Below are 17,373 nucleotides of genomic sequence, written 5' to 3' on the forward strand. Positions count from 1 at the left end.
GGTCATATGGATTTCGGTACAATTCATAGTATTTATACCGTTGTACTCTTCGCTAGTTTTATCGGCATCGTATGGTGGGCATTTAGCAAGAAACGTAAAGCACGTTTTGAAGAAGATGCTAACTTGGTGTTTGCTGACGAAGAACAAACGACCCCAAATAACCAAGGAGTGAAGAAGTAATGACTACATTCTGGAGTCTCTGGATTATCGTGATTACTGTCGGTACGCTAGTTGGCTGTGCGATCCTCCTGACTTGGTGCGCTAAAGATAAAATGGGCGTCGAGGAAGGGGAAGACATGGGCCACGAGTACGATGGTATTCGCGAGCTTAACAACCCTCTACCAAAATGGTGGACATACTTGTTTGTGAGCACATTTGTGTTTGCAGCTGTATATCTGGCTCTTTTTCCAGGCCTAGGTAACTTTAAAGGTTTCCTAAACTGGCAGAGTTCAGATCAAACCGTTCGTACGTTGGAAGAATCAAAAGAAGCCATCGCACGAGCACAAGAGAACAAACAACTTAACCAATACGCTAAAGAGCTAGATGACGCAGATGCATACTTCGGTGAAGCATTCCGTGCCCTTGCTCATAACGCAGATGGTCTACGCCCTATCCCAGAGATTGCGCAAGATCCTGAAGCAATTAAGGTTGGTCAGCGTTTGTTCCTGCAGAACTGTTCACAATGTCACGGTTCTGATGCTCGAGGTCAAACTGGCTTCCCTAACCTAACTGACAACGCATGGCTATACGGCGGCGAGCCAGCAGCTATCGTTACAACTATCATGCAAGGCCGTATCGGTCAGATGCCAGCGTGGAAAGATGCACTTGGCGAACAAGGTGTTCAAGAAGTCGTAAGCTACACGCTAAGCTTATCTGGTCGTAAAGTGAATGCACGTGAAGCAGAAGCTGGTAAAGCGCGTTTCGTTGTGTGTGCAGCTTGTCACGGTACAGATGGTAAGGGTAACCCTGCTGTAGGTGCTCCCGACCTAACTGATCAAACTTGGTTGTTCGGTGATTCGCGCGCCGCGGTAACCGAAACAGTTATGAATGGTCGCTCTGGTGTAATGCCTGCTTGGAAGGACATTCTAGGCGAAGACAAAGTTCAGCTTGTCGCGGCATACGTCTGGAGTTTAAGCAACTCAGACAATAAGTAACATTTCAATAACAGCCTCTTTCATAGGGGCTGTCTTTCCTTTAAATTTAAAGCCTTACATTTTTTCATTTAGCTGTTGAGAACTTTTTTATGGTAAAGCCTTGGTATAAACAATTTTGGCCGTGGTTCCTGATCATCCTACCTCTGACGGTTGTAGTATGGACGGTCGTTACAGTAGTCGTATTCGCCAACAACTCGGTATCTTTGGTCGCTGAGGATTACTATAAAAAAGGCAAAGGCATCAATATCGACATCAGTAAAATGAATGTCGCTCGTGACCTTGGTCTTAACGCTACAGTCTCTTCTGATAAGAACACGGTTGTTATCGCTTTCAATAAAGGCGAGTTGCCTCACTTCCCTGCTCTAACTGCAACGTTCACACACCGTACGTTGCCAGACCGTGACTTCACGAAGCTGCTTACAGCAGATGCAAAAGGTAATTATCGTTTAACTCCTGAAGATTCTATTCAGGGTCCCTGGTTCGTCGAGCTTGAACCACACAACAAAGAATGGATGATTCAAGGTCGAGTCGAGTTCCCTGCGCAACCAACAACATTAATGAAGTAAGTCTATGTGTAAATCCTGTTATCACTGCGGTGAAGATGTACCAGCCAACACGGATTTCAAAGTAGAAATATTAGGTGAAATTCGCGACATGTGTTGCCCTGGTTGTGAAACTGTGGCGCAAACTATTGTCAACAGCGGTTTAGTTTCCTACTACCAATATCGAACTGCGCCAGCTGAAAAAGCAGACTTAGTTCCAGAACAGCTACAAGCTCTCATTCATTATGACAACGAAGATGTTCAATCTGAGTTTGTTCGCAATCATGAAAATACCTCTGAAGTTACGCTATCACTGGAAGGCGTGTCATGTGCAGCTTGTGCATGGTTGATTGAAAAACAAGTGTCCGGTGTCAAAGGTTTGGTTTCTATTCGTGTGAACACCACCACTAACCGTGCATTGCTTGCGTGGGATAAGACACAAGTTCGCCTTAGTGAATTACTCTCTATCATTCACAAACTTGGCTATAAAGCAGCGCCTTTCGAAGCAGATAAGCAAGAAGCTGCCTACCATCATACGATGAAGCAGTACCTATACCGCCTAGGTATCGCTGGCCTTGCAACAATGCAGGTCATGATGCTCGCAGTAGCCCTGTATTTGGAAGTCTTTGGCGATTTAGAGCCGGAGTTTAAAAACTACTTCCGTTGGGTGAGTTTAATCTTCGCAACCCCTGTACTGCTCTATTCAGCGCTTCCTTTCTACCTCAATGCATGGCGCAGTATTCGCGGCCGTACACTGGGTATGGATGTTCCTGTTTCCATTGCATTGATCTTTGCTTATGTCGCAAGTTTAGTTGCGACAGTTACTGAGCAAGGTGAAGTCTTCTTCGAATCCATTTCGATGTTTACCTTCTTCTTGCTAGTAGGTCGATTCTTGGAAATGCGAGCTCGCCGTAAGGCAGCGGCAGCTAGCGGCAACCTCCTCAAATTAATCCCTGCGATTGCTACAACGCTAGACGGTGAACAAATCCCAGTAAAGACCTTAAAGGTTGGTGACCGTATTCGCGTTCTCCCTGGCGAACACATCCCTGCAGATGGCAAAGTGATGTCAGGTCGCATACATATCGATGAATCAATGCTGACTGGCGAATCTGTTCACGTAGTAAAAAAAGCGGGCGATGCGGTATACGCAGGAACATTGAATGGAGATGAATCTTTCGAATTGAAAGTCACCAATTCGAAAGCAGATTCGATGATTTCGAATATTGTGCGTCTTCAAGATGAAGCGCAGCATTCCAAACCTAAGATCGCCGAGATCGCGGATGTGGTAGCACGCTATTTCGTTGGTGCTATTCTAATCATTTCGGCAGGCACATGGTTCTACTGGAATCAAACCAAACCTGATGATGCGTTCTGGATTATGTTGTCTGTCTTGGTCGCTACTTGTCCGTGTGCTCTATCTTTAGCAACGCCAACAGCACTAACTTGTGCAACATCTCGTATGGGCAATTTTGGTATCTTGCTGCGGAAAGGTCATGTTTTCGAGACACTGTGTAAGATTAATCACCTTGTCGTTGATAAAACAGGCACCTTAACCAAAGGCGACATCGAAATAAGTGAAACCAAAACCTTTGCTACCATAACGGAAGCCGAAGCACTCGCGATTGCAGCAGCACTTGAGGCTCATGCTAACCACCCTATTGCTCGTGCTTTTGCTGACTTTGGTCGAGAAGATCTCACTGTTAATGACGTTCAAAATGTCATTGGTTCGGGTATTCAAGGTATTTGGGGTAAGAAAACAGTAAAAATCGGCAGCGCAAATTTTGTTGTTGGTGAAGTCCGAGATGAAAGCAATGCAGTATACCTTTCTGTGGATGATGTCCATGTTGCGACTTTCTACTACCGCGATCCTATTCGTAAACAGAGTAAAGAATTTATTCAACGTTTTGCTGACGCTGGTATCAAAACCACGTTGTTGACTGGAGATTCATTACAAAATGCTCAGCCGGTTGCCGATGAAATGGGCATCGACCATGTGATCGCATCGGCAAAACCAGAAGACAAACTCGCGTATCTTAAGGGGCTAGACAAAGACGATATCACTCTGATGGTTGGCGACGGTATAAACGATGCTCCAACACTAGCCGGTGCGCACCTCTCCGTTGCCATGGGTGGAGGTACGGATGTCGCTAAAGCTTCTGCAGATATGACACTTCTTGGCGATAACTTAGAGAAGCTTTTAGAAGCGAGATTGCTTGCGATACGTACTAGAAAGATAATCAGAGAAAACTTGGCTTGGTCTTTAGGCTACAACCTGTTAATTTTGCCGCTGGCAGTTGCAGGCTTAGTCGCACCGTATGTGGCCGTTGTTGGTATGTCGGCAAGTTCTATTATTGTTGTATCCAACTCGTTGCGACTGCTTAAAGAGAAGTAGATGAGAGATCAAACATGGAAAGTCTATACATATTAATCCCTATCGCCATTGTATTGGTCTGTGTCGCTGTTGCTATTTTCCTATGGGCTGTTCGTAGTGATCAGTTTGAGGATTTAGAGCGACAAGGTCACAACATTCTTCTTGATGAAGACGAAAAACCGAATAACAAAAAACTATAACGTTACCCTATGAATCCAGACTTTATTGGTGCATTTATGATCGGCCTCGTTGGTGCTGGTCATTGCATGGGAATGTGTGGTGGTATCGCATCACTGCTTTCTATCGGCGCACCGAACAATAATCCCTCCCCAACCATTCCTCTTTTCTATAACTTTGGAAGGCTTGCAAGCTACGCCTTGATTGGCGCTATTGTCGGTGGCGCAATCTCTGGCCTTTCTGAACTGAGCGGTCTAACCCAATCTCTTGCTTGGCTTCGTTTTGTCGCTGCACTTTTCATGATCCTAGTCGCACTCTATATCGCCAAATGGTGGCAGGGTTTATTGGTGATAGAAAAAGCTGGCCAGTATCTCTGGAAGTTTATCTCTCCAGCCGGAAAGAGGTTACTCCCTTTGAAGCATCCCTCTCACGCATTCCCATTTGGCTTTATCTGGGGGTGGCTACCTTGTGGCTTGGTTTATTCAGCGCTCACATGGTCTGCAGTTTCAGGGAGCGCACTAAATGGTGGATTAATCATGCTAGCATTTGGACTCGGCACTCTTCCATCCATGTTAGCGGTCGGGTACGGCGCGAGTCACTTTCAGAAATTGCAAAAATCGTTAATATTTAGAAACATCTCAGCATTAATTCTAATAAGCTATGGCATGTATACTGCCGCTGGTGCGATGAGAATGCTTGGTTTCATATAGCATCAAAGTCGTTTTCGATAATTTTTTTGCTACCCTTTAGAAGTAAGCAGTGATAAAATATTGATGTATATCAAATAGTGAAAGGTTGTTATGATTTCTGAAAAACCTGCAACAAAGCGTATCCAATCAGGCGGTTGCGCGATTCATTGCCAAGATTGTAGCATTAGCCAACTGTGTATTCCGTTCACTCTAAATGAGTCTGAACTGGATCAGTTGGATCAAATCATCGAGCGTAAAAAGCCAATCCAAAAAGGCCAAGAGCTTTTTAAAGCAGGTGATGAGCTAAAATCTCTGTACGCTATCCGCTCTGGCACGATCAAGAGCTACACAATTACAGAACAAGGCGATGAGCAAATCACTGCGTTTCATTTAGCAGGTGACCTTGTAGGTTTCGACGCGATTACGGGTGACCTACACCCAAGTTTCGCTCAGGCTCTTGAAACATCAATGGTTTGTGAGATCCCTTACGAAATCCTTGATGACCTGTCAGGAAAAATGCCTAAACTTCGTCAACAGATCATGCGTCTGATGAGTAACGAAATTAAAGGCGACCAAGAAATGATCCTTCTGCTTTCTAAAAAGAACGCGGAAGAACGTTTAGCTGCTTTCCTTTACAACCTATCAACGCGTTTCTCGCAACGTGGTTTTAGCCCTCGTGAGTTCCGTTTGACTATGACTCGTGGTGACATCGGTAACTACTTAGGTCTAACAGTGGAAACCATCAGCCGACTTCTCGGCCGCTTCCAGAAGTCTGAAATTTTGAGTGTAAAAGGTAAGTACATCACCATCCTAGATCACGATGCATTGATGGAACTTGCTGGCGTTAGCAAAGACTAATTTGTCCTATCAATTGATGTAGCTCGAAAATGAGCTACATCATATTTCTTCTAAAATCCCTTCGAAAGTCCTCATATTCTTCCTCAAACTGAGCTACAGTAAAAATGTACCTTGAGTACTCCAATATACTGATTTACCTTATATTCAGTGTTTGGTTTTACAATAATAAGTGGGCTTAGTTATGAGTATATACAGTAAGATCCTTGTTGTTGCTGACATCAATAACGATGAGCAGCCAGCACTTGCAAGAGCAGTTCAACTCGCTCAAAAAAGTGTATCCAGAAGCCGAATCACTTTCTTTCTGTCAATCTACGATTTTTCGTATGACATGACCTCAATGCTGTCGGTCGATGAAAGAGATGCTATGCGTCGCGGTGTTATCCACCAACGTGAACAATGGATGCGTAAGATAGCCCAACCGTATTTAGACGATAGCTTCGACTTTGATGTTTGTGTTGTTTGGCATAATCGCCCTTATGAAGCGATCATTGCTGAAGTCTTTGCCGGCGGTCACGACATCGTTATTAAAGGAACGCGTAAACACGATGTTCTAGAATCCGTCATTTTCACTCCTACAGATTGGCATTTGCTACGTAAGTGCCCTATCCCTGTTCTGTTGATTAAGAATGCTGAATGGCCAGAACATGCAAAGATTCTTGCCTCTGTCCATGTTGGGTCTGAAAATCCAACCCACATTGACTTGAATGATTCAATGGTTGAACGTCTTAAAGAAATCTCTAGTCGCCTCGATGCGGATCCGTATCTTGTTAATGCATACCCGGTGACCCCGGCTAACATTACTATCGAGTTGCCAGAGTTCGACCCAATGACGTACACCGATGCCGTTCGTGGGCATCACTTAACAGCAATGAAAGCGCTTCGTCAGAAACACGGCTTGGATGAAGAACAAACTATTGTTGAGCAAGGCCTACCTGAGGACATCATTCCTACCACCGCTGAAAAACTAAATGCAGCAATGGTTATTCTTGGTACAACTGGGCGTACGGGTCTTTCAGCAGTATTTATTGGTAACACTGCTGAGCATGTGATTGATAAAATTAATTGCGACGTACTGGCATTGAAACCAAACGGTTACATCAGTCCGCTTGATCCAAACACGGCCACATAGTGACTTTTGAGTTTTAAAGCTATAAAGAAATGAAAATCCCCCAACTATTGGGGGATTTTTTATGTTGCTGACAGCCCTTAGAGCACGTCGAACAAAAAGGAGGCTAATTCAGCCTCCTCTTTCAAACTAGATATTGGTTACATCGATAAACATAGACTCATCAATGTTGGTTGAAGAAACCACGGCTTCGCTGAATTCGTATTCTTCACGATTACCTTCACGATCTAATGGAAGGTTTTCAAAGTCGAACAAATCACGGTCAGCAAGCTGACTTGGGCTTACATTTTGGATTGACTTGAAGATAGCTTCTACACGACCAGGTGTCTTCTTGTCCCAATCAATAAGCATTGCTTTAATCGATTGACGTTGAAGGTTCTCTTGTGAACCACATAGGTTACAAGGGATGATTGGGAAATCCTTATGTTCTGCATATTTGATCAGGTCTTTTTCACGACAGTATGTCAACGGACGAATCACAACGTTACGACCATCATCTGAACGAAGCTTTGGTGGCATCGCTTTAAGGCGTGAGCCATGGAACATGTTCAAGAACATTGTCTCTACGATGTCATCCATGTGGTGACCAAGCGCCAGTTTAGTTGCGCCAATCTTCTCTGCGAAAGAGTAAAGCGTACCACGACGAAGACGTGAACACAGACCACAAGTTGTTTTTCCTTCTGGCACTTTCTCTTTAACAACTGAGTAAGTGTCCTTGTCTACGATGTAGTAAGGAATGTTCAGCGTTTCAAAGTAATCTGGAAGAATGTGCTCAGGGAATCCAGGTTGTTTCTGGTCAAGGTTAACCGCTACCACTTCAAACTTGATTGGTGCAGCCTTTTGTAGATTCAACAGGATATCCAGCATCGCGAATGAATCTTTACCACCACTAATACATGCCATCACAACATCGCCTTCTTCGATCATGTTGTAATCAGTAATGGCATTTCCAACATTTCTTCTGAGGCGTTTCTGAAGCTTGTTGAATTCTAGGGTTTCTTTTCTTGTATCTACTTGGTTCATTGCGGGCTCTCACATCGCCGATAAATCGACTAGGGCTTCCTAACATGGGTTTCTATGGGGCGTGGATTATACGAGCTTTTTACGCAGGATTAAATGTTTGTGTGACCGAGTCACCAATAAATGCACTCGAAAACAGCGCGATGAGCAATAAAAATAAAAAAGAGCCGCAACTGCAGCTCTTTAAGAATCAAATCACGATTACTTTTTCGCGTTTGGTAGATAAGGTAGCACGCGAGTTGTTGGCTGAGGCAATATCATATGACCACCCTCGCCAATCTCGCTTAGTGCGACTTGTACTTTACCATTCACAATGGCTTTTTCCGTACCATCGGAGAATCTGATGTTGTCATTCAACTCATCAGCAAACTCCATGGTCACGCCTTGAACTTCTGGAGTGAACCAGCCTGCAAACATACCGCCAAGATCTTCAAGTAAAGCCTGCATTTGCGGCATTAATGGCGTTAGTTGCTCGTATGAAACGCTACCCTGTAACGGATGTTTAGTCATTACAACTAAAGAATAATCACATCGCGTATCTTTCGGAGTTTGCACAAAGACAAGCGGATTCGCTGACTTCAGGTTTTTGTCGATTGGAATTGGAAGCTCCTTAGAAGCCGGAATCACAAACTCTTCGTAATGCTCTTCTTTTTCCATCCATGCTTTTTCAATCTCACACAATTGCTTGGTGTCTGCATCTACAAAGAACACACCAACTTTTACATCATCGTGGCCTTCTTTCGCATTATTCTTCAATTGTGTATAGAGCTTGGAATACGTGAACATGTATTCCTGCGCGTGAGTTGCAGGCGATGCTAAGACCAGTACCGCACTGCCTAGTAAACTTAGGCTTAACTTCTTCATCCGATCCGTTATTTCTTTTATTGTGTCCAGTAAGCGTTATTGTGACGAATCATTGCACGTAAGTCATTAACATAGGCGATGCCGCGTTCGGAATACGCAAGCAAACCATGAGTCAATTCAGATGCTGTCGCCACAGATAACAAATCCTTGTGTTTCTCCGCTAAGTTAGCGCGAATATCGCGTAAATCAGCATAAGCACGGTTGCGATTCACATTCATAAAGTATCCGTGTACAGATTCCTGAACAGTGTCAAACTTCTCTACTTCATGTGTTTTACCTGCGCCGCGTTTTGCAGGAACAATACCGCAGCCCTTCTTATAACACCATTGACCAAACAAGTTATTTGCTTGAGTTGCAAAACGAGAGGTTCCCCACGCAGATTCATTGGCTGCTTGGGTTAACACTAGTGCTTCAGGCAACACATTGACGCGCTTGAGCATTTCATCCAACCAAGCTTGTGTGACTGTACCATCCTTCAATGGATAGGAATAAAGTGCAGCCAAACGCTCTGCGTATGACGTTTGCTCCGAACTTACCTCTCCGACTTTCAAAGAAGTTAAGAAAGCACGTTCTTTCTCGATACGCTGATTTTCTAACGCGATTTTCGGACGAAGGAAGTCGAAAAATGCCGTCTTCTTATCTTTCGTGTCTGTGATCGAATTGAAGTCTGGAATATCACCAATATACGGAAGATGTGACAGGTCCGGGTGCGAAACAGGTCTATGCACTACTTGTGGGTCAATCGCCTTGCGATACTCACGGTCATAATGCAAATAAGGACCAATAGAAACAAAAGTGGCGGCTATTGTGATAGCCGCCACTCGTAAACTCATAGATTTTAAAGATTTAGGCATCAAACACCTGAGATTTACCATCGTGATCGTTATCATTTTTCTGTGTTGCCACGATCTTCAACTTAATACCGAACATTTCGCGGTAAAGGATACCCTTCAAATGGAAAAAGAACGGTAACACGAAAATTAAGCCGATTCCGTAGAACATTGCTGCAATAATAAACATCAACATCACGCCTAAGTAAAGCCCTGCGACGACAAAAAGCTTCTTATTGATTGCACGAAGTGACAACAGAAGCGACTGCATTGGAGGAACTCTTTTCTCACAAATCAACAAGATAGAGTGACTAAATGCCAAAGAAAGGTAAAGAGACAGCAACGGGAAAATCATTCCTGCTACACCCTGCATCATAAGGCTAAACAGCGTCGCCAAGATCACTGGAACGGTGAATTGAAGTCCCTTACCTACGTGACGTACTTTTGTCTTTAAGCCCGCTACATGGCTCATCGCCATCAAACTAATACCAGCATAAATTGGCGCACTGATTACTTCATAGCTAAAGTTTGCTACATAAATGGCGGACACAATATCGGTTGTAAATGATTCTGGGTCTTGAAGTGCATCAAGAATGACGCTTGGGTTTCCTAATTGAAGTTGTAATGCAATATAAAAGATACCTAGCTGAACAAAGAGCAATAAAATGATAGCCGGAGAAAAGGATAAGAATTGTTGGATAGTGATACGCCAAGCTTCACTAAAAACTGCTCCGGCTTTTAGTTCGTATTGGCCAGAAAGAGCGCGCTCAATACTCCCTCCAAGATTAAAATCTTTCTCAAAATCGTTGTTCATATGTTATCCAAGGCTAACTTTTAAAATATATGCTGAAAAACCAGCTAATTAATAAGGGCGTCATTATAAAGAAATCTTTGCATGTCTAAAATCATAACAACGCCTAAATACTTGCAAATTCTACCATTTGGTCGATAATTAACCACTTGCAAATCTATGAAATAGCAAACATTTGCCAGCGAAACTAATACCTAACAAAGTGATAGTGGAAGCACAAATACTGTCATAAAAACAGTATGGTAAGGAATGTTTACTTTTGCCTGCAAAATTTTTTCTGTTTCAAGATAAGAAAATGCTTTGATTTCACAATTTTGGTGATTATGATGCGCGCCTCAAAAGTGAATGACTAATGTCACATCAATTGGATCCACCCCAACTTGAACGTGGGAGAAATACAGACGTTGAACGCTAAACAGCAAGCAGGAAAGCCAGTAGTTCGTCTATCTGGTATTAGCAAAAGTTTCGATGGCAAGGAGATCATCGGTAATTTAAATCTGGATGTTAATCATGGTGAGTTTCTGACGATTCTTGGTCCATCAGGTTGTGGTAAAACAACGGTTTTACGCATGATTGCGGGCTTTGAGACGGCAGACAACGGTCAAATCGTATTAGATGACCAAGATGTAACACAGGTTCCTGCAGAGCAAAGGCACGTCAACACAGTATTTCAGAGTTACGCACTCTTCCCTCATATGACCGTATTCGAAAACGTTGCATTTGGTCTTCGTATGCAGAAAACCCCTGCAGCAGAGATCGAGCCACGAGTGATGGATGCTTTACGTATGGTTCGCCTCGAAAAAATGGCACAACGTAAGCCTCACCAACTTTCTGGTGGTCAGCAACAACGTATCGCGATTGCGCGTGCGGTTGTTAATAAGCCAAAAGTACTGCTGCTAGATGAATCTCTATCTGCACTTGATTACAAATTGCGTAAGCAAATGCAAATCGAGCTGAAACAACTTCAGCGTCAACTTGGTATTACCTTTATCTTCGTTACGCACGATCAGGAAGAAGCCCTATCGATGTCTGACCGCATTATTGTTATGCGCGACGGTGTTATCGAGCAAGACGGTTCTCCACGTGAGATTTATGAAGAACCTAAGAACCTATTTGTTGCTCGCTTTATCGGTGAGATCAACGTATTCAACGCAACCATGCTAGAGCGTATCGACGAGAAACGTATCCGTGCAGAAATCGAAGGTGTTGAGTCAGTTGTTTACTACGATCAAGAAGCTCAACCAGGTGACAAGCTACAAGTACTACTTCGCCCAGAAGACTTACGCATTGAAGAGATCAAAGAGTCTGAAGAAAAAGGCATCGTAGGTCACGTAACAGAGCGTACCTATAAAGGTATGACGCTTGATTCAGTTATCCAGTTGGATTCAGGCATGCGCGTGATGGTAAGCGAATTCTTTAACGAAGATGATCCAGATGTGGACCACTCCCTCGGCCAGAAAGTCGCTATTACTTGGGTTGAGAGCTGGGAGGTAGTACTAAATGATAAGCAAGAAGCTTAATCTTCAGAACGCGATCATTACCCTAATCGTTGGCTGGCTAACACTGTTTGTGTTAGTACCAAACCTAATGATTATCGGTACGAGTTTCTTGACGCGTGATGAAGCGAACCTAATTGAATTAACGTTTACTTTCGACAACTACCTTCGCCTACTCGATCCTCTGTATGCAAAAGTGTTGATGCACTCTTTCTACATGGCGATCATCGCAACCTTGTTGTGTCTGGTGATTGGTTACCCATTTGCTTACATCGTAGCGAAAATGCCTGAGAAATGGCGTCCGTTCATGTTGTTCTTGGTGATTGTACCGTTCTGGACTAACTCTCTGATCCGTACTTACGGTCTGAAGATTGTTCTTGGTACTCAGGGCATTTTGAACAAATCGTTGATGGCGATGGAAATCATCGATAAGCCAATGCGTTTAATGTACACCGAAACAGCAGTAATGATCGGTCTTGTGTACATCCTACTTCCATTTATGATTTTGCCGCTTTACTCGGCGATTGAGAAGTTGGACAACACTTACATCGAGGCAGCAAAAGACCTTGGTGCGAACAAGTTCCAAACCATTACTAAAGTGATTCTCCCTCTGACAATGCCTGGCATTATCGGTGGCTGTTTGTTGGTTCTACTACCTGCACTAGGTATGTTCTACATCTCTGACCTTCTTGGCGGCGCGAAGAACCTACTGATTGGTAACGTGATTAAGAGCCAAGTACTGAACGCTCGTGACTGGCCATTTGGTGCAGCGACCAGTATCGCCCTCACCTTCGCAATGGCTGTGATGCTTTACGCTTACTACAGAGCAGGCAAACTATTGAATAAGAAAGTGGAGCTAGACTAATGGGACGCACAGTTAGATTTAGCTTTATGGCGCTGGTATATGCATTTTTGTATCTACCAATCATCGTCTTAATTGTTAACTCATTTAATGCCAACAAGTTTGGTATGAAATGGGGTGGTTTTACTACTAAGTGGTACGAAACCTTAGTTAATAACGACAGCCTAATGCAGGCTGCATGGCATTCATTGAACGTCGCGGTATTTTCTGCAACTGCTGCTACAATTATTGGTAGTTTGACAGCCGTTGCTCTATTCCGTTACTCGTTCAAGGGTAAAGGCGCAGTAAACGGCATGCTGTTTGTCGTAATGATGTCTCCAGATATTGTAATGGCGATTTCATTGCTTGCTCTGTTCCTCGTATTAGGCGCACAGCTTGGCTTCTTTACGCTATTGATTGCTCACATCACCTTCTGTCTACCGTTCGTTGTGGTAACAGTGTACAGCCGCTTAAATGGCTTTGATGTGAAGATGTTGGAAGCAGCAAAAGACCTTGGTGCAAGCGAATGGGTAATCTTGAAGCAGATCATCCTTCCTCTCGCTAAACCAGCGGTTGCTGCGGGTTGGCTACTAAGCTTTACCCTGTCTCTGGACGACGTAATTATTAGCTCGTTTGTGACAGGTCCAACATACGAAATCCTACCATTGAAGATTTACTCAATGGTTAAGGTGGGTATTTCACCGGAAGTGAACGCCCTTGCAACGGTCATGCTGATTGTTTCTTTGGTTCTTGTAGTAATTTCTCAGTTGCTAGCAAGAGAAAAAGTGAAGTAAAATCCGCACCCGTTAACATCGCGAAACAGAATGGTTACATGCCATTCTGTTTTTCTATCTATCGTCCAAAATCAATTGGACAACGTTTGGTTTGGAGCTAACGTCAATGAAAAAATGGGCTACTCTATTAGCTGGTAGTGCATGTGCGCTTTCTCTGTTCTCTGGTACAGCGGCAGCGGATGATAAAGAATTAGTATTTATGAACTGGGGTCCTTACATCAACAGTAATATCCTAGAACAATTTACTAAAGAAACTGGCATCAAAGTGATCTACTCGACTTACGAGTCGAACGAAACTTTGTATGCAAAGCTAAAAACTCATAACCAAGGTTATGATCTAGTGGTTCCTTCCACTTACTTCGTAGCGAAGATGCGTGACGAAGGCATGCTACAAAAGATCGATAAGACTAAGCTGAAGAACTTCGGCAACCTAGACAAGAACTACCTAGACAAGCCTTATGATCCAAATAACGACTACTCTATTCCTCACGTTGTTGCGATTACAGGTCTAGCGGTGAACGCGGACATGTACGATCCAAACGACTTCGAAAGCTGGGCTGACCTATGGAAACCTGAGCTTGAAGGTCAAGTAATGCTGATGGATGACACTCGTGAAGTGTTCCACATTGCGCTACGCAAACTGGGTTACTCAGGTAACTCTACGGATCCAAAACAAATTGATGAAGCGTACGCAGAGCTACAAAAGCTAATGCCAAACGTTCTAGTATTTAACTCTGACAACCCAGGTGCACCATACATGTCTGGCGAAGTTGGCGTTGGTATGCTTTGGAACGGCAGCGCAGCAGCAGCTCAAAATGAAGGCATGAACCTTAAGCTAGTATTCCCTAAAGAAGGTGGTATCGGCTGGGTTGATAACTTCGCTATCTCTTCTGGTGCAAAAAACGTAGAAGCGGCTCATAAGATGATCGACTTCCTACTACGTCCAGAAATCGCAGAGCAAATTTCAGCGGACACGGGTTACCTAACAGCGGTTGCAGAATCGAACGCTAAGTTCAAAGACGTTGCGCCACTGTTCCCTTCTCAAGAAGATCTTGACCGCGTTGAATGGCAAGATTCTGTTGGCGACATGACAGTGAAGTACGAAGATTACTTCTTGAAGCTGAAAGCGGGTCAATAATCGCTTACTAAGCCATCTACTAAATGAAAATAGGCAGCAATACGCTGCCTATTTTTGTAATTGACTGATATAATTGTATGTTGCTAGGTTTATTTGACTCGAGTTCAAGCATTACGCTCTATTTTGTTCGTAATGCCTGTTGTCATGGCTCAGATAAACAGAATTGTGCTTATCGCAATTTGGCTCAAATCGTTATTTGTTACTAGTATTGATTTGTCCTGTTGCTGAACAAAACGGAAAACAAATGAAAAGTAAATTCTACGCAAGCGCACTGTGTGCAGCGACGCTAATCGCTACCCCTGCAATGGCTGCTGATCAAGAGCTGTATTTCTACAACTGGTCGGAATACATTCCAAACGAAGTTCTTGAAGACTTTACAAAAGAAACTGGTATCAAAGTTATCTACTCTACGTACGAGTCTAACGAAAGCATGTACGCGAAGTTGAAAACTCAAGGTTCTGGTTACGACTTGGTAGTACCGTCTACCTATTTCGTATCTAAAATGCGTAAAGAAGGCATGCTGCAAAAGATCGACAAAGAGAAATTGTCTCACTTTGCTGATCTAGACACTAACTTCCTAAACAAGCCGTTCGATCCGAACAACAACTACTCTATCCCATACATTTGGGGTGCGACCGGTATTGGTATCAATGCTGATATGCTAGACAAGTCTTCTGTGACTAAATGGGATGACTTCTGGGATAGCAAGTGGGAAGGTCAACTAATGCTAATGGATGATTCTCGCGAAGTATTCCACATTGCATTAACAAAACTTGGTTACTCTCCAAACACGACTAACCCTGACGAAATCAAAGCGGCTTACGAAGAGCTGAAAAAGCTAATGCCGAACGTATTGGTGTTCAACTCAGACTTCCCAGCGAACCCATACTTAGCAGGCGAAGTATCACTTGGTATGCTTTGGAACGGTTCTGCATACATGGCTCGTCAAGAAGGCGCTAACATCGACGTCATCTGGCCAGAAAAAGGCACTATCTTCTGGATGGACAGCCTAGCGATTCCAGCTGGCGCGAAGAACGTTGATGCCGCTCATAAGATGATCGACTTCCTACTACGCCCTGAGAACGCAGCTAAGATTGCGCTAGAGATTGGTTACCCTACTCCAGTGAAAACAGCTCACGATCTACTACCGAAAGAATTTGCTAACGATCCAAGCATCTTCCCTCCACAAGAAGTGATGGACAGCGGTACATGGCAAGATGAAGTTGGTGAAGCAAGCGTGCTTTACGATGAGTACTTCCAAAAACTAAAAGTAGACAACTAATCAGTCTGTCGAAATAGTTCAGAAAAGCGGCTTCGGTCGCTTTTCTTGTATCTAGAGATCGCGCTTTTCATCTCAATCCATACTGCTCGAATTACAAAGCGGCAGAATACAAAGTTTCAGAATACAAAAAGGCATCGAATCGCTCGATGCCTTTGTTATATTTTGGAGTTGACTCGTTTTTAAGCGCTAGCTTCGTTTTCCAGAGCAAGAATCTCGTCAACAAGCTTCGGTACTTCGATGCTTGCCTTACCGTAACGCTTCTCTTCAAACTCACTCTCGACAGCACTTGGCTCTAAATTGATTTCAATCGTATGTGCACCGTGCATCTTTGCATCATGTACAAAACCTGCCGCAGGGTAAACGACGCCAGATGTGCCAATAGAAATAAACAAGTCTGCTTCTTCTAATGCCGCGTATATCTCACCCATGCGTAATGGCATCTCACCAAACCAAACAATGTGTGGGCGCATCTGTGAAGGAATTTGGCAGCAGTGACACAACTCACCAGTTTGAATGTCTTCCGAATGTTCAATGACTTGATTTGATTCGCTGCAGCGTGCTTTCAGTAGTTCGCCATGCATGTGTATGATATTGGCACTACCACCTCTTTCGTGCAAATTATCGATGTTTTGCGTAATGATAGTTACTTTGCCTTCTAGCTCTTTTTCAAGGCGCCCTAACGCGGTATGAGCAGCGTTTGGCTTGATATCGTCACCTTGCAGTTTTTTACGGCGTTGATTATAGAATGATTGAACAAGATCCGGATCGCGGTCAAAACCTTCTGGTGTTGCCACATCTTCTATTCGGTGATTCTCCCAAAGACCATCCTGAGCTCGAAATGTTTGAATACCAGACTCAGCCGAAATGCCTGCGCCAGTAAGTACTACAATATTTCTATAGGGGAAATTCATAACCTATCCTTGTTGTTCTTTTTCATTAGCTTAACACTGAACGAATAACAACAGTAGTAATATGGATTAGACCATGGTCGTATTGGTCTTAATTAGAATGATAAATTGAGAGGCAAAGCAATGAGACGTGTATCTCTTGTCCTTATCCTATTGAGTACTTTAGCAGGGTGTCAGCTTACAAATGTTGAGGGTGAATTCGACGATGTAAAAGTCAAAGTGAGTACCAATGATAATAACAAACATCCGGGTCATGGCGGAGATTTTTGCCCACCGGGTCAAGCAAAGAAAGGAAACTGCTAAATTAAAACAGCGGTACAATGTATGCCACTACTTTAATTAGACTTCTTCGCTGGGTGGAGCGCAATGACTATCAACTTGCGCTCCATTCTACCCCGACCGACTTTTAGGAGCGGGACTCAGATCGCCTAGCTCATCAAGCCTTTACAAGAAAGTACTCTCTTTAACCATT

Annotated in this window: 19 protein-coding genes; 14 read left to right on the top strand and 5 right to left on the bottom strand. The window is 43.6% G+C overall.

Annotation, left to right across the window (positions count from 1 at the left end; genetic code table 11):
- Positions 1-6 precede the first annotated feature (6 nt).
- From J4N37_RS07490 to uspE, 8 genes are all read left to right on the top strand, one after another.
- Positions 7-180 carry a cbb3-type cytochrome oxidase subunit 3 gene (locus tag J4N37_RS07490; RefSeq protein WP_005396487.1) on the top strand — a complete coding sequence of 58 codons (174 nt, stop codon included), beginning with the start codon at positions 7-9 and terminating at the stop codon, positions 178-180.
- A complete protein-coding gene (gene ccoP, locus J4N37_RS07495; RefSeq protein WP_010447942.1) occupies positions 180-1,154 on the top strand; it encodes a cytochrome-c oxidase, cbb3-type subunit III in 975 nt (324 codons plus the stop codon). The genes J4N37_RS07490 and ccoP overlap by 1 nt, the downstream gene beginning before the upstream one ends.
- An 89-nt stretch (positions 1,155-1,243) precedes the next feature.
- Positions 1,244-1,720, top strand: coding sequence for a FixH family protein (locus J4N37_RS07500; protein WP_010447941.1), 477 nt, complete (start codon positions 1,244-1,246; stop codon positions 1,718-1,720).
- A 4-nt stretch (positions 1,721-1,724) separates the two neighbouring features.
- Positions 1,725-4,088 carry a heavy metal translocating P-type ATPase gene (locus J4N37_RS07505; protein ID WP_252042084.1) on the top strand — a complete coding sequence of 788 codons (2,364 nt, stop codon included), beginning with the start codon at positions 1,725-1,727 and terminating at the stop codon, positions 4,086-4,088.
- A 14-nt stretch (positions 4,089-4,102) separates the two neighbouring features.
- Positions 4,103-4,267: a cbb3-type cytochrome oxidase assembly protein CcoS gene (gene ccoS, locus J4N37_RS07510; protein WP_252042085.1), complete on the top strand. Its 165-nt coding sequence runs from the start codon at positions 4,103-4,105 to the stop codon at positions 4,265-4,267.
- 9 nt (positions 4,268-4,276) lie between these two features.
- Positions 4,277-4,954 carry a sulfite exporter TauE/SafE family protein gene (locus J4N37_RS07515; protein ID WP_045389695.1) on the top strand — a complete coding sequence of 226 codons (678 nt, stop codon included), beginning with the start codon at positions 4,277-4,279 and terminating at the stop codon, positions 4,952-4,954.
- 90 nt (positions 4,955-5,044) lie between these two features.
- Positions 5,045-5,791, top strand: coding sequence for a fumarate/nitrate reduction transcriptional regulator Fnr (gene fnr / locus J4N37_RS07520; RefSeq protein ID WP_005429849.1), 747 nt, complete (start codon positions 5,045-5,047; stop codon positions 5,789-5,791).
- A gap of 181 nt (positions 5,792-5,972) precedes the next feature.
- The gene (uspE, locus tag J4N37_RS07525) at positions 5,973-6,920 is read left to right on the top strand and encodes a universal stress protein UspE (protein WP_010447935.1); all 948 of its coding nucleotides are present in this window, start codon (positions 5,973-5,975) and stop codon (positions 6,918-6,920) included.
- 126 nt (positions 6,921-7,046) lie between these two features.
- On the opposite strand, the gene ttcA is transcribed toward uspE, so the two are convergent.
- From ttcA to J4N37_RS07545, 4 genes are all read right to left on the bottom strand, one after another.
- Entirely contained in the window at positions 7,047-7,940 is an 894-nt protein-coding gene (ttcA, locus tag J4N37_RS07530; protein WP_010447933.1) for a tRNA 2-thiocytidine(32) synthetase TtcA, read from the bottom strand.
- A 198-nt stretch (positions 7,941-8,138) separates the two neighbouring features.
- Positions 8,139-8,801 carry a DUF2987 domain-containing protein gene (locus J4N37_RS07535; protein WP_038883690.1) on the bottom strand — a complete coding sequence of 221 codons (663 nt, stop codon included), beginning with the start codon at positions 8,799-8,801 and terminating at the stop codon, positions 8,139-8,141.
- Between the two features lie 17 nt (positions 8,802-8,818).
- Positions 8,819-9,655, bottom strand: a complete 837-nt coding sequence (locus J4N37_RS07540; RefSeq protein WP_138954084.1) for a glucosaminidase domain-containing protein — start codon at positions 9,653-9,655, stop codon at positions 8,819-8,821.
- On the bottom strand, positions 9,648-10,445 hold the full coding sequence (locus J4N37_RS07545) for a DUF2189 domain-containing protein (protein ID WP_010447927.1): 798 nt from the start codon (positions 10,443-10,445) through the stop codon (positions 9,648-9,650). The genes J4N37_RS07540 and J4N37_RS07545 overlap by 8 nt, the downstream gene beginning before the upstream one ends.
- A 401-nt stretch (positions 10,446-10,846) precedes the next feature.
- Here J4N37_RS07545 and potA point away from each other — a divergent pair, with 401 nt between their 5' ends.
- The 5 genes from potA to J4N37_RS07570 all read left to right on the top strand — a co-directional run bounded on the left by potA (position 10,847) and on the right by J4N37_RS07570 (position 15,993).
- On the top strand, positions 10,847-11,962 hold the full coding sequence (potA, locus tag J4N37_RS07550) for a spermidine/putrescine ABC transporter ATP-binding protein PotA (RefSeq protein WP_033009172.1): 1,116 nt from the start codon (positions 10,847-10,849) through the stop codon (positions 11,960-11,962).
- Positions 11,943-12,803 (top strand): spermidine/putrescine ABC transporter permease PotB, encoded by an 861-nt coding sequence (gene potB / locus J4N37_RS07555; RefSeq protein WP_010447924.1) that lies wholly within the window; start codon positions 11,943-11,945, stop codon positions 12,801-12,803. The genes potA and potB overlap by 20 nt, the downstream gene beginning before the upstream one ends.
- Complete coding sequence (gene potC / locus J4N37_RS07560; RefSeq protein ID WP_005389180.1) at positions 12,803-13,573, top strand: spermidine/putrescine ABC transporter permease PotC; 771 nt, start codon at positions 12,803-12,805, stop codon at positions 13,571-13,573. The genes potB and potC overlap by 1 nt, the downstream gene beginning before the upstream one ends.
- Before the next feature lie 106 nt (positions 13,574-13,679).
- A complete protein-coding gene (locus J4N37_RS07565; RefSeq protein WP_252042086.1) occupies positions 13,680-14,711 on the top strand; it encodes an extracellular solute-binding protein in 1,032 nt (343 codons plus the stop codon).
- Positions 14,712-14,955: 244 nt separating this feature from the next.
- The gene (locus J4N37_RS07570; protein ID WP_252042087.1) at positions 14,956-15,993 is read left to right on the top strand and encodes an extracellular solute-binding protein; all 1,038 of its coding nucleotides are present in this window, start codon (positions 14,956-14,958) and stop codon (positions 15,991-15,993) included.
- A 179-nt stretch (positions 15,994-16,172) separates the two neighbouring features.
- Here the strand turns inward: J4N37_RS07570 and cobB are convergent, their stop codons facing one another.
- Complete coding sequence (gene cobB, locus J4N37_RS07575; protein ID WP_252042088.1) at positions 16,173-16,904, bottom strand: Sir2 family NAD+-dependent deacetylase; 732 nt, start codon at positions 16,902-16,904, stop codon at positions 16,173-16,175.
- Positions 16,905-17,024: 120 nt separating this feature from the next.
- Here cobB and J4N37_RS07580 point away from each other — a divergent pair, with 120 nt between their 5' ends.
- Complete coding sequence (locus J4N37_RS07580; protein ID WP_045389674.1) at positions 17,025-17,204, top strand: hypothetical protein; 180 nt, start codon at positions 17,025-17,027, stop codon at positions 17,202-17,204.
- Positions 17,205-17,373 lie beyond the last annotated feature (169 nt).

The sequence above is a fragment of the Vibrio sp. SCSIO 43153 genome, assembly GCF_023716625.1.
Taxonomy (GTDB): domain Bacteria; phylum Pseudomonadota; class Gammaproteobacteria; order Enterobacterales; family Vibrionaceae; genus Vibrio; species Vibrio rotiferianus.

Coding starts and splice junctions, on each gene's coding strand:
- J4N37_RS07500 (WP_010447941.1), top strand. CDS start 1,244: ATGGTAAAGCCTTGGTATAAACAATTTTGGCCGTGGTTCCTGATCATC.
- J4N37_RS07545 (WP_010447927.1), bottom strand. CDS start 10,445: ATGAACAACGATTTTGAGAAAGATTTTAATCTTGGAGGGAGTATTGAG.
- J4N37_RS07540 (WP_138954084.1), bottom strand. CDS start 9,655: ATGCCTAAATCTTTAAAATCTATGAGTTTACGAGTGGCGGCTATCACA.
- potC (WP_005389180.1), top strand. CDS start 12,803: ATGGGACGCACAGTTAGATTTAGCTTTATGGCGCTGGTATATGCATTT.
- fnr (WP_005429849.1), top strand. CDS start 5,045: ATGATTTCTGAAAAACCTGCAACAAAGCGTATCCAATCAGGCGGTTGC.
- J4N37_RS07570 (WP_252042087.1), top strand. CDS start 14,956: ATGAAAAGTAAATTCTACGCAAGCGCACTGTGTGCAGCGACGCTAATC.
- ccoP (WP_010447942.1), top strand. CDS start 180: ATGACTACATTCTGGAGTCTCTGGATTATCGTGATTACTGTCGGTACG.
- J4N37_RS07490 (WP_005396487.1), top strand. CDS start 7: ATGGATTTCGGTACAATTCATAGTATTTATACCGTTGTACTCTTCGCT.
- cobB (WP_252042088.1), bottom strand. CDS start 16,904: ATGAATTTCCCCTATAGAAATATTGTAGTACTTACTGGCGCAGGCATT.
- J4N37_RS07515 (WP_045389695.1), top strand. CDS start 4,277: ATGAATCCAGACTTTATTGGTGCATTTATGATCGGCCTCGTTGGTGCT.
- potB (WP_010447924.1), top strand. CDS start 11,943: ATGATAAGCAAGAAGCTTAATCTTCAGAACGCGATCATTACCCTAATC.
- ttcA (WP_010447933.1), bottom strand. CDS start 7,940: ATGAACCAAGTAGATACAAGAAAAGAAACCCTAGAATTCAACAAGCTT.
- J4N37_RS07565 (WP_252042086.1), top strand. CDS start 13,680: ATGAAAAAATGGGCTACTCTATTAGCTGGTAGTGCATGTGCGCTTTCT.
- J4N37_RS07505 (WP_252042084.1), top strand. CDS start 1,725: ATGTGTAAATCCTGTTATCACTGCGGTGAAGATGTACCAGCCAACACG.
- J4N37_RS07535 (WP_038883690.1), bottom strand. CDS start 8,801: ATGAAGAAGTTAAGCCTAAGTTTACTAGGCAGTGCGGTACTGGTCTTA.
- J4N37_RS07580 (WP_045389674.1), top strand. CDS start 17,025: ATGAGACGTGTATCTCTTGTCCTTATCCTATTGAGTACTTTAGCAGGG.
- ccoS (WP_252042085.1), top strand. CDS start 4,103: ATGGAAAGTCTATACATATTAATCCCTATCGCCATTGTATTGGTCTGT.
- uspE (WP_010447935.1), top strand. CDS start 5,973: ATGAGTATATACAGTAAGATCCTTGTTGTTGCTGACATCAATAACGAT.